This window comes from Micromonospora sp. BL4, assembly GCF_003667505.1.
Classification (GTDB): Bacteria; Actinomycetota; Actinomycetes; order Mycobacteriales; family Micromonosporaceae; genus Micromonospora.
This window is the reverse complement of the sequence record NZ_RCVJ01000155.1, coordinates 57,842-66,986: the sequence shown is the minus strand read 5'-3', so window position 1 is coordinate 66,986 and position 9,145 is coordinate 57,842. Positions and strand designations below refer to the sequence as shown.

General features: G+C 72.8%; 9 protein-coding genes. 6 read left to right on the top strand and 3 right to left on the bottom strand.

What is annotated here, in order from left to right; all coding sequences use genetic code 11:
- The first annotated feature begins 212 nt into the window (after positions 1–212).
- Both EAD89_RS20865 and EAD89_RS20860 read left to right on the top strand, forming a co-directional pair.
- Positions 213–1,064 carry a copper resistance protein CopC gene (locus EAD89_RS20865; RefSeq protein WP_121676904.1) on the top strand — a complete coding sequence of 284 codons (852 nt, stop codon included), beginning with the start codon at positions 213–215 and terminating at the stop codon, positions 1,062–1,064.
- Positions 1,065–1,320: 256 nt separating this feature from the next.
- Positions 1,321–4,149: a ricin-type beta-trefoil lectin domain protein gene (locus tag EAD89_RS20860; RefSeq protein WP_121676903.1), complete on the top strand. Its 2,829-nt coding sequence runs from the start codon at positions 1,321–1,323 to the stop codon at positions 4,147–4,149.
- Positions 4,150–4,185: 36 nt separating this feature from the next.
- Here EAD89_RS20860 and EAD89_RS20855 read toward each other — a convergent pair whose 3' ends face one another.
- Positions 4,186–4,620, bottom strand: coding sequence for a hypothetical protein (locus tag EAD89_RS20855; protein WP_121676902.1), 435 nt, complete (start codon positions 4,618–4,620; stop codon positions 4,186–4,188).
- A gap of 102 nt (positions 4,621–4,722) precedes the next feature.
- Positions 4,723–5,109 carry a DUF2267 domain-containing protein gene (locus tag EAD89_RS20850; RefSeq protein ID WP_121656436.1) on the bottom strand — a complete coding sequence of 129 codons (387 nt, stop codon included), beginning with the start codon at positions 5,107–5,109 and terminating at the stop codon, positions 4,723–4,725.
- Positions 5,110–5,278: 169 nt separating this feature from the next.
- On the opposite strand from EAD89_RS20850, the gene EAD89_RS20845 reads away from it, so the two are divergent.
- From EAD89_RS20845 to EAD89_RS20830, 4 genes are all read left to right on the top strand, one after another.
- A complete protein-coding gene (locus tag EAD89_RS20845; RefSeq protein ID WP_121676901.1) occupies positions 5,279–6,085 on the top strand; it encodes an SAM-dependent methyltransferase in 807 nt (268 codons plus the stop codon).
- 222 nt (positions 6,086–6,307) lie between these two features.
- On the top strand, positions 6,308–6,640 hold the full coding sequence (locus EAD89_RS20840) for a nuclear transport factor 2 family protein (protein WP_121656434.1): 333 nt from the start codon (positions 6,308–6,310) through the stop codon (positions 6,638–6,640).
- 166 nt (positions 6,641–6,806) lie between these two features.
- Positions 6,807–7,139, top strand: coding sequence for an STAS domain-containing protein (locus EAD89_RS20835; protein ID WP_121676900.1), 333 nt, complete (start codon positions 6,807–6,809; stop codon positions 7,137–7,139).
- Positions 7,139–7,567 carry an ATP-binding protein gene (locus EAD89_RS20830; protein ID WP_121676899.1) on the top strand — a complete coding sequence of 143 codons (429 nt, stop codon included), beginning with the start codon at positions 7,139–7,141 and terminating at the stop codon, positions 7,565–7,567. Before EAD89_RS20835 ends, EAD89_RS20830 begins: the two co-directional genes overlap by 1 nt.
- A gap of 10 nt (positions 7,568–7,577) precedes the next feature.
- On the opposite strand, the gene EAD89_RS20825 is transcribed toward EAD89_RS20830, so the two are convergent.
- On the bottom strand, positions 7,578–9,119 hold the full coding sequence (locus EAD89_RS20825) for a PP2C family protein-serine/threonine phosphatase (protein ID WP_121676898.1): 1,542 nt from the start codon (positions 9,117–9,119) through the stop codon (positions 7,578–7,580).
- Between the last annotated feature and the right edge of the window lie 26 nt (positions 9,120–9,145).

The following is a 9,145-nucleotide window of genomic DNA, read 5'->3' as shown; positions in this document are numbered from 1 at the left end:
GGGTGGCCGCGGGCGGGTCGTCGTCCTGGCCGCAGCCGGTGGCGAGCAGTGCGGTGGCGAGGACGGCGGCGAGGGCGGCGGGGACGCGGAAACCGGGGGCACGGACGAGCACGGGCGGACTCCGAACGACGCGGGGACGGGTGTCGAACTGATCGTCGGGGAGGAGAACTCTACGGCTTGTTCGGCGGCGGGGAAATGACCATGATGAACGCATGCGATCGAGGCTGGTCACTGCCCGTCACGTCCTGAGCCGAGCGGTGGCGGCGCTGGCCGTGGCCGTGGTGGTGGCGCTGCTGCTGCCCGCCGCTCCGGCGTCCGCGCACGGTCAGTTGGCGACCTCGACCCCGCTGACCGGCACCGTGGTCCGCGAGCCGCTGACACGGTTGGGGTTGTACTTCACCGAGAAGCCGGTCCCCAACGCCCACTTCACCGTCACCGGGCCGAACGGGTCCCGGGTGGACAGTGGGTGGTCGTACGGCGAGCCGAAGCGGCTGGACAAGCCGGTCCAGGAGTACTTCATGGTCAATGGCGTCTTCGAGCCGCGGCTGTACCACACCGGCTTTCCGGCCATGGTGTCCGTCGCGCACTGGCCGGCGAAGGGCCGGTACACGGCCAGCTACCTGTCCGTCGCCTCGGACGGTGAGGCGGTGCGCGGCACCGTCACCTTCGACTACCAGGGGCCGGGCACGGCGGCGCCGGCCGGTTGGACGCCGCCCACGAACGGGCCGGAGCCGGCGTTGCTCGCCCTGGTCGAGGGCACCCCGTCGGCGAGCCCCGGCGCGAGCGCCGACGCGGGCGCGACGGGCGCCCCGGCGGGCGCCACGGACACGGGGCAGGGTGGTGGGTTGCCGCCCTGGCTGCTGCCGGGCCTGATCGTCGTGGTCGTGTCCGCCGTCGTGCTGGTGACGGCCCGTCGCCGGCCCGCCGCGCATGGCACGGCCGGACCGACCCGCCGGGGAGCCGGGCCGCCCCGCAGGTCCGGCACCCCGGCCCGCACATCCGGCACCCCGGCCCGCAGACCCGGTAGCCGGGCCGATGGCTCCGCCCGGCGCGGGCGGCGGTAGGTCCGGCCCATCGCGTACCCGGGCATTTCCCGGCGTACCCCCGCGAACTTTCGCACGAACATCGGGAACTTTTGATGTGTCGAAGCGAAGGCATGGACAGGTCAATCGAAACAACTTAATGTCTCGCCCATCAACCCGGTGTTTCCGGATCGTCACTCGTCGGCGTCGAGGACGGTGCGGAGCCGGGCCGACGGCCACCACCCCCGGCACTGCTCCACGCCGGCCGTCGGCACTCCTCTCCCCCCTTGGAGGAACGATGGGCACACGGCTGCTGCGCCGATTCCGCAGTCCTGTCCTGGGCGCGCTCGCACTCGTCCTCGCCGCCGGCTTCTGGGCCGACCCGGCCGGCGCCGCCCCCGAGCAGGAACCGGGCGTCACGCTGCGCGTCTTCGACGTGCAGGTGCCGCTCTCCGAGATCTGCACGCTCAAGCCCGCGCAGACCCCGAACGTGGACAAGCTCATGTCCACGATCAACTGGACGTCGACCGCCGACTTCGGCTTCGACAACTACTTCGTCTCGCAGGTGCTCGGCAACATCACCACCACCCAGGCCGGCAGCTACACGTTCCGGCTGAGCAGCGACGACGGATCCAAGCTGACGATCGGCAACACCGTGGTCATCAACCACGACGGCCTGCACGGCGCGACCCCGCCCAAGGAGGGCACGGTCACCCTCGCCGCCGGGCTGCACCCGCTGCGCATCGACCACTTCGAGCGCGACGGCGGCCAGCAGATCACTTTGGAATGGAAGACCCCGGGCTCGTCGTCCTTCGTGGTCGTGCCGAACTCGGCGTTGAGCACCGACGCCGGAGTGGTCCGGGTGACCGCACCGGGCCGCAAGGAGTGCGAAGGGATCACCGACTCCCCCGGCGACGGCCTGCCGCTGACCGGTGTGCACCCGGGCTACACGCTGACCAACCTGCGGCCCACCGGGTTCCAGCCCAAGGTCACCGGGATGGACTGGCTGGCCGACGGCCGGCTGGTCATCTCCACCTGGGGCGGCAGCGACCAGTCCGGCACCTCCCAGGACGGCGAGGTGTGGATCCTCAACAACACCGGCGGCACGACCGGGCCGGGCACCGTGACCACCAAGAAGATCGCCGGCGGCCTCAAGGAGCCGATGGGGCTCAAGGTCGTCGACGGGGTGGTCTACGTCTCGGAGAAGCAGCGGCTGACCCGGCTGGTGGACACCACCGGCGACGAGGTGGCCGACCAGCTTCAGACGGTCGCCACCTGGCCGTACGGCGGGAACTTCCACGAGTTCGCGTTCGGCCTGCTCTACCAGGACGGGTTCTTCTACGTGAACCTGTCGGTCTCGATCAACCTCGGCGGCGCGACCACCAACCCGCAACCGGCCGCGAACCGGGGCACCACCCTCAAGGTCAACAAGGACACCGGCGCGGTCAGCTACGTCGCCGGCGGGCTGCGCACCCCGCACGGCATCGGCTGGGGCCCGGAGGGCGGCATCTTCGTCACCGACAACCAGGGCGGCTGGCTGCCGTCGTCGAAGCTGGTGCACGTCAAGCAGGGCCGGTTCTTCAACCACTACATGAATCCGGCCGGCCCGTTCGACGCCAACCCGGTCACCCCGCCGGTGCTCTGGATGCCGCAGAACGAGATCTCCAACTCGCCCAGCACCCCGCTGTACCTGACCAGCGGCCGGTACGCCGGCCAGTTCGTCATCGGGGACGTGACCTACGGCGGCCTGCAGAGGGCCAACGTGGAGAAGGTCAACGGCGAGTACCAGGGCGCCCTGTTCCGGCTCACCCAGGGCCTGGAGGCAGGCGTCTCCGAGGTCAACGTCGGCCCGGACGGCGCCATCTACGTCGGTGGGCTCGGCGCGGGCGGTAACTGGGGCCAGACCGGCAAGCTGTCGTACGGTCTGCAGAAGCTGACACCGAACAGCGCCACCACCTTCGAGATGCTCGCCATGCGGGCCACCACGGCCGGGTTCGAGGTGGAGTACACCCAACCGGTCTCCGCGGAGACCGCCGCCAACCTGGCCGCGCACTACAAGATCAAGCAGTGGCGGTACCAGCCGACGGCCAGCTACGGCGGCCCGAAGATCGACGAGGAGACGTTGACCGTCACCGCGGCGACCCTGTCGGCGGATGGAAAGAAGGTCACCCTCGCGGTCAGCGGCCGCAAGGCCGGCCACGTCGTGTACCTGCGCTCACCACGTCCGTTCACCTCGACCAGCGGGCAGTCACTGTGGAGCACCGAGGCGTGGTACACGCTCAACGCCATCCCGGGCGTTACCCCTCCCCCGACCGGCGGGACCAACCTGGCGCTCAACAAGACGGCGACCGCGGACAGCTCCTGCTCGGCGACCGAGGGCCCGGCCAAGGCCGTCAACGGCAGCGTGGCCGGCGGCAACGGCGACAAGTGGTGCTCGAAGGGCGCCGCCAAGTTCCTCCAGGTGGACCTGGGGGCCAGCCACGCGGTGAACCGGGTGGTGGTCAAGCACGCCGGCGCCGGCGGTGAGAACACCGCCTGGAACACCCGGGACTTCACGGTCGCCTCCAGCCCCGACGGCACCACCTGGACCACCCGGGCCACGGTCACCGGCAACACGGCGAGCACGACCACGCACGACGTCGCGGCGCCCGGCACCCGCTACGTGCGGTTGGCCATCACCGCGCCGACCAGCACCAGCGATACGGCCGCGCGCATCTACGAGCTGGAGGTGTACGCGAGCACCGGCGGCGGATCGGGCCGGATCACCGGCGTCGGTGGCAAGTGCCTGGACGTCGACAACGCCGGCACCGCCGACGGCACCAAGGTGCAGCTCTGGACCTGCAACGGCACCGGCGCGCAGTCGTGGAGCCGGGTCGGCGACACCTACCGGGCCCTGGGCAAGTGCCTGGACGTGGACAACGCCGGCACCGCCGACGGCACCAAGGTGCAGCTGTGGACCTGCAACGGCACCGGTTCCCAGGTGTGGCAGCCGCAGTCCGACGGGTCGATCCGTAACCCGCAGTCGGGCAAGGTGCTGGAGGCCGCCGGCGCCGGCACCGCCGACGGCACCCAGATCCAGATCGGCACGTACGCGGGCGGCGCCCACCAGAAGTGGGTGGTCGGCTGACGCTCAGCGTGGGGGCGGGGTTGGACCGGCGACCGGTCAGGCCCCGCCCCGGGCCGCCCGGCGCAGATCGTCGGCGACCAGGGCGTACAGCGCCAGCGAACCGGCCAGCACGGCGGTCACCGCGACGACGAACCCGCGTTCGGCACCGTCTGGCGCGGACGCGACCCCGACCGCCAGCGCGGCGGGAGCGGCCAGCGCCATCAGCAGGCGCGCCCCGGCCTCCACACGCAGGGCCGCCCGCTGTCGGGCCGGTACGCCCGTCCGACTCCACCGCCGGGCCGCGAGCATGCTGGCCAGCACGCCGACCGCACCGGCCGTACCGATGATCGACCAGGACAGCCCGAACCCCTGCGCGGGGTGTTCGGGAGCGGTCACCCCGAAGTAGGCCAGTAGGGCGAACGCGACGGCCAGCAGGCCGCGACCCAGCCGGGCCCGCGGCGCGTCGACACCACCCGGGGTACGCGTCACCATCGCCCCACCTCCGCCGCGACCGCTGCCGCATCGACATCATGCCCCGGTGCGACCCGCCGTGCGAAGCCCCCGCGCCCCCCGGACGGCCGGGGTGGCGATCGGTCAGGGGCCCTGCGGCAGAGGCTGGGCCAGTTCCTTCAGGTCCGCCGGGAGCTGGGACAGGGCGTCCTCGAACTCCCGGTGCCCGACCACCCGGTGCATCGTCTGGAGCACGGCCCGCGAGCCCCGCTCGGCGGTGGGTCGGTCAATCCCCGCACGCTCGGCGACGCGCCGCAGGAACTCGTCGTACCCGAACGGCTCGGGCGCCTCGGGCGCCTCGGCCAGCAGCGGGCTCAGCTCGGCGGCCAGGTGGGGGGCCAGCGCGGCCGCCTCGCCGCCACTGAGCCGCTCGGTGAGGGTACGCAGAACCGCCTCGGTCAGCGGTCGCGCCTGCTCGGGCGGGACGCCCGCCCGTGCCGCAACCTTGTCGACGAACGCCAGCTCGGCCATACCCCCGCCCTTCGTCCGGAGACGCGTGGCTACCCGGGCCCACCGGCGGCAAACCCCGGACCGGGCACGGTGCGTACGGGCGGCGCGGGTGTCCGTTCTACGACCGGGTGGCCTGTGCGAGCATGGTTGTCCTCTGTGTCTTCCCCCACCCTTCAGCGGAAGGACGCCCGTGGCAGAAACCGCACCTCTCCCGGCCACCGACGGCACCAAGATCGACACGAGTGTCCCGCACTCCGCCCGGATCTGGAACTACTGGCTCGGCGGCAAGGACAACTTCGAGGTCGACCGGCTGGCCGGCGAACAGGTCCGCGAACTCTTTCCCGCGATGATCGAGACCGCCCGCGAGTCCCGCGCGTTCCTGTCCCGCGCGGTGCGCTTCCTCGCCGGCGAGGCCGGGATCCGACAGTTCCTCGACGTCGGCACGGGGCTGCCCACCGCCGACAACACCCACCAGGTCGCCCAGCGGGTCAACCCGCAGAGCCGGGTCGTCTACGTCGACAACGACCCGATGGTCCTGGCCCACGCGCGGGCGCTGCTGGTCGGCAGCCCGGAGGGGCTGACCCGCTACATCCACGCCGACCTGCGCGACCCGGAGGCGGTGCTCGGGCAGGCCCGCGAGCACCTCGACCTCGGCCAGCCCGTCGCGGTCCTGCTGTTCGGGGTGATGGGCCACGTCGGCGACGACGACGAGGCGGTCGCCATCATCCGCGCCCTGCTCGACGCGGTCCCGTCCGGCAGCTACCTGGCGCTGTCCGACGGCACCGACACCAGCGCGGCGGTCGTCGAGTCGCACCGGCAATACAACGAGAGCGGCGCGCTGCCGTACCACCTGCGCGGCCCGGAGCGGATCGCGCGGTTCTTCGACGGCCTCGACCTGGTCGAGCCCGGCCTGGTGCCGTTCACCCACTGGCGGCCCGAGCAGGACGGCCCGCCGGCCGACCTGGACGGCTACTGCGCCGTCGGCCGCAAGCCCTGACCGACGCCGGAGCGCGGGCGGGGCCGCGCGGGCGACAGGATCGCCCGCCGGCCCCACCGGTCGGCTCGCGGGCACCGGGTAAAACGTCGGCGGGAGCCGCCTGACCCGTCGACGACGCCGTTCTGTTGGTTGGTCCGCGCGGCGCCGACCCGTCTCGTTACGGTGAGGTCGGACGGACACTCCGCGGCCGCGCGACGGCGGCCCCTGCCGCAGGAGGAGCAGATGGCGGTCGACCTGCCCGACGTGATCGACCGGTACTTCCGGGCCGTCGACGACGGCGATCTGGAGGCCTTCGTCGCCTGCTTCGCGGACACCGCGACCGTGGCCGACGAGGAACGGGTGCACGAGGGACGGGCGGCGATCCGCGCCTGGCGGCAGCGGACGATGGAGGCCTACTCGTACTCCGCGGAGCCGGTGACGGTCACGCCGCAGGCAGGCGACTCGTACCTGGTTCTCGCCCGGGTGTCCGGCGACTTTCCGGGCAGCCCGATCGAGCTGCGGTACCGGTTCACGCTGCGCGACGAGCTGATCGGCGCCCTGGCCATCCGCCCGTAGCGGCCGAGTCGCCCCGGCCCCGTGACCCCGCGGGGCACGGCTCGGCCGGCGTCGGGGAGCCGTCGGATCAAGGCGCAGTCGCCGAACGGAGGACGCGGACGAGCGGCCGGAGGGTGACATGATGTGCCGACAACGGCTGTCACGACGAGGAAGGTGCTGCTGCCCGATGCCGCACTTCGAGGCCCGGACGTCCACGGCACCTGGCCGGATCGTCGTCACGCTGTCCGGCGAGTGCGACCTCGCCACCCGGGAGGAGCTGACCATCGTGCTGTCCGCGGCGGTCCGCGGCGCGCCCGTGGTCGTGGTCGACGTGGGCGGGTTGCGCTTCCTCGACTCCACCGCTCTGCACAGCCTGGTGACCGCCCACCAGACCGCCCGCGCGGCCGGCCGGCGGTTGTACGCCGTCAACGCCACCGGTCCGGTCGCGGCCGTGCTGGACATCACCGGCGTCGGCGCCCTGCTGCGCCCGCCCGCCGACGACCCGCGGCTGGCGGGCTGATGGCGGCCGGCCGGCGGGAGACCCGGATCGTGGCCGAGCAGTCCGCGTCCGACCGCGCCCCGGACACGATGGCGTACCAGGTGGCGACGGACCTGCGAGCACTGCGCGCGTTCGTCTGCACCCGGGCCCTGGCCCGGGGCCTGCCGCCACACCGGGTCGAGCTGCTGACGTTGGCGGTCAGCGAGCTGGCCACCAACACGTTGCAGCACACCACCGGCGGTGGCCGGGTCCGGCTGTGGGCCGAGGCGGACCAGCTGTTCTGCGACGTCATCGACCAGGGGCCAGCGGCGCGGGCGTTCGGCCGGAAGATGCCGCCGGCCGACGCGGTACGGGGTCGAGGGCTGGCAATCGTCGAGCAGGTCTGCGACGAGGTCGCCGTGCTGGCCGAGCCGGAGGGAACCGTGGTGCGGCTCCGGCTGGGCCTGTGAGCCGGTCGGCTCAGGGCAGCACGCGGACGGCCAGTGTGCAGGTGTCGTCGTCCGGGCTGGGGTGATGCAGCAGGTCACGCAGTCGACCGACGCTCTGCTCCCCCGGCGCCGCGGAGAGCGCCGACAGGATCGACCGCACCTGTTCCAGCCGGTCCTCCTCGGGCGCGCGCCGCTCCACCAGCCCGTCGGTGTAGAACAGCACCAGGTCACCCGGACGCAGTCGCGGAGTGAGCACCGGGTACACCGAGTCGCCGTCGGCGCCCAGCAACAGGCCCGGCGGCCGGTCCAGCGGGTTGGTCTCGCCGTCGCGGGACAGCAGTGGCGCCAGGTGCCCGGCGCGTCCCCAGCAGAGCACCCGGGTCGCCGGGTCGTAGACCGCGACCACGGCGGTCCCGGTGATCGCGAGCTGACCGCAGAGCCGGTTGAGGTGCCCGAGCAGCACCGCCGGGTCCCGGATGCCGATCGACAACCAGGCCACCAGCGCGAAGCGCAGATGGGCCATCCCGCTGGCGGCGTTGAGCCCGTGACCTGCCACGTCACCGACCGCGAGCACGACCGACCCGTCCGGCAGGGTCTGCGCGTGGTACCAGTCCCCGCCCACCCGCACGGCGCTCTCCGCCGGCAGGTAGTTGACCATCGCCTCCAGGCCGGCCAGCGGGAACGGCTCGCGGGGCACCGGCTGGATCAGGTTCTGCAACTGCCCGGCCAGCCGGTGCTCGGCCAGCGCCGTCATCTCCCGCGTGCGCAACTGGTCGCTGAGCTGCTCGATGGCGGTCCGCGAGTCGACCCTGGCGGTCACGTCCTGCACCACGGCGTGGATCTTCAACGGTGCGCCGTCCGCGTCCCGCGACACGTCGGACAGGATCCGTAGGTACTTCACCGCGCCCGCGGCCTGGAACCGGACCGTCACGTCCGAGGATGCTCCACTGTCCAGCGTCTGCCAGGCCGCCTCGCTCAGCAGGTGGTCGTCCGGAAGCACCGCGGCGGACTGCTCGGCCCGCGACAGCGGGCCCAACGCCGGATCGCGCTCGAAGATCCGGTACATCCCGGGCGACCACTGGCTGACGCCGCTGGCCAGGTCGTACTCCGCCCAGCCGAGGCTGCCCAGCAACTCGGTGCGCTCCCGTCGGCGCTGGTCCTCGTCGAGCCGCTGCCAGGCCACCAGCAGGCCGCCGAGCACCCGATGCACGTGCACGTCGAACAGCGAGTCGGCGACGACGCCGGTGCGCTTCTCCGCGTAGCGGAAGTCGGCCATCCGGCCGGGCGACCCGGTGGCCAGCACGTCGAGGTAGAGCCGCCAGAGCGGACCGTCGACCATGCTCGGATACAGCTCGGTGAGCCGCGCGCCCACCCGGTCGGTCCCCCGGCCGTAGATGTCGTGGCCCGGGCCGCTGGTGGCCGCGATCCGGAAGTCCCCGACCGGCCGACCGTCGCCCGGCAACGGCAGCAGCCACGTGCAGCCGGCCGGCACGACCGCCAGGATCTCGCGTACGACCGCCTCGACCGGGCGCGCCGCCCCGGAGGCGTGCGTGGGCCCGCCCTGGTCCGCCATGGCAGCAGCCTAACCACCGGCCGGCC

Excerpts from the sequence above, each read along its gene's own strand:
- EAD89_RS20835 (WP_121676900.1), top strand. The coding sequence starts at position 6,807 with ATGCCGCACTTCGAGGCCCGGACGTCCACGGCACCTGGCCGGATCGTC.
- EAD89_RS20865 (WP_121676904.1), top strand. The coding sequence starts at position 213 with ATGCGATCGAGGCTGGTCACTGCCCGTCACGTCCTGAGCCGAGCGGTG.
- EAD89_RS20825 (WP_121676898.1), bottom strand. The coding sequence starts at position 9,119 with ATGGCGGACCAGGGCGGGCCCACGCACGCCTCCGGGGCGGCGCGCCCG.
- EAD89_RS20855 (WP_121676902.1), bottom strand. The coding sequence starts at position 4,620 with ATGGTGACGCGTACCCCGGGTGGTGTCGACGCGCCGCGGGCCCGGCTG.
- EAD89_RS20840 (WP_121656434.1), top strand. The coding sequence starts at position 6,308 with ATGGCGGTCGACCTGCCCGACGTGATCGACCGGTACTTCCGGGCCGTC.
- EAD89_RS20830 (WP_121676899.1), top strand. The coding sequence starts at position 7,139 with ATGGCGGCCGGCCGGCGGGAGACCCGGATCGTGGCCGAGCAGTCCGCG.
- EAD89_RS20850 (WP_121656436.1), bottom strand. The coding sequence starts at position 5,109 with ATGGCCGAGCTGGCGTTCGTCGACAAGGTTGCGGCACGGGCGGGCGTC.
- EAD89_RS20860 (WP_121676903.1), top strand. The coding sequence starts at position 1,321 with ATGGGCACACGGCTGCTGCGCCGATTCCGCAGTCCTGTCCTGGGCGCG.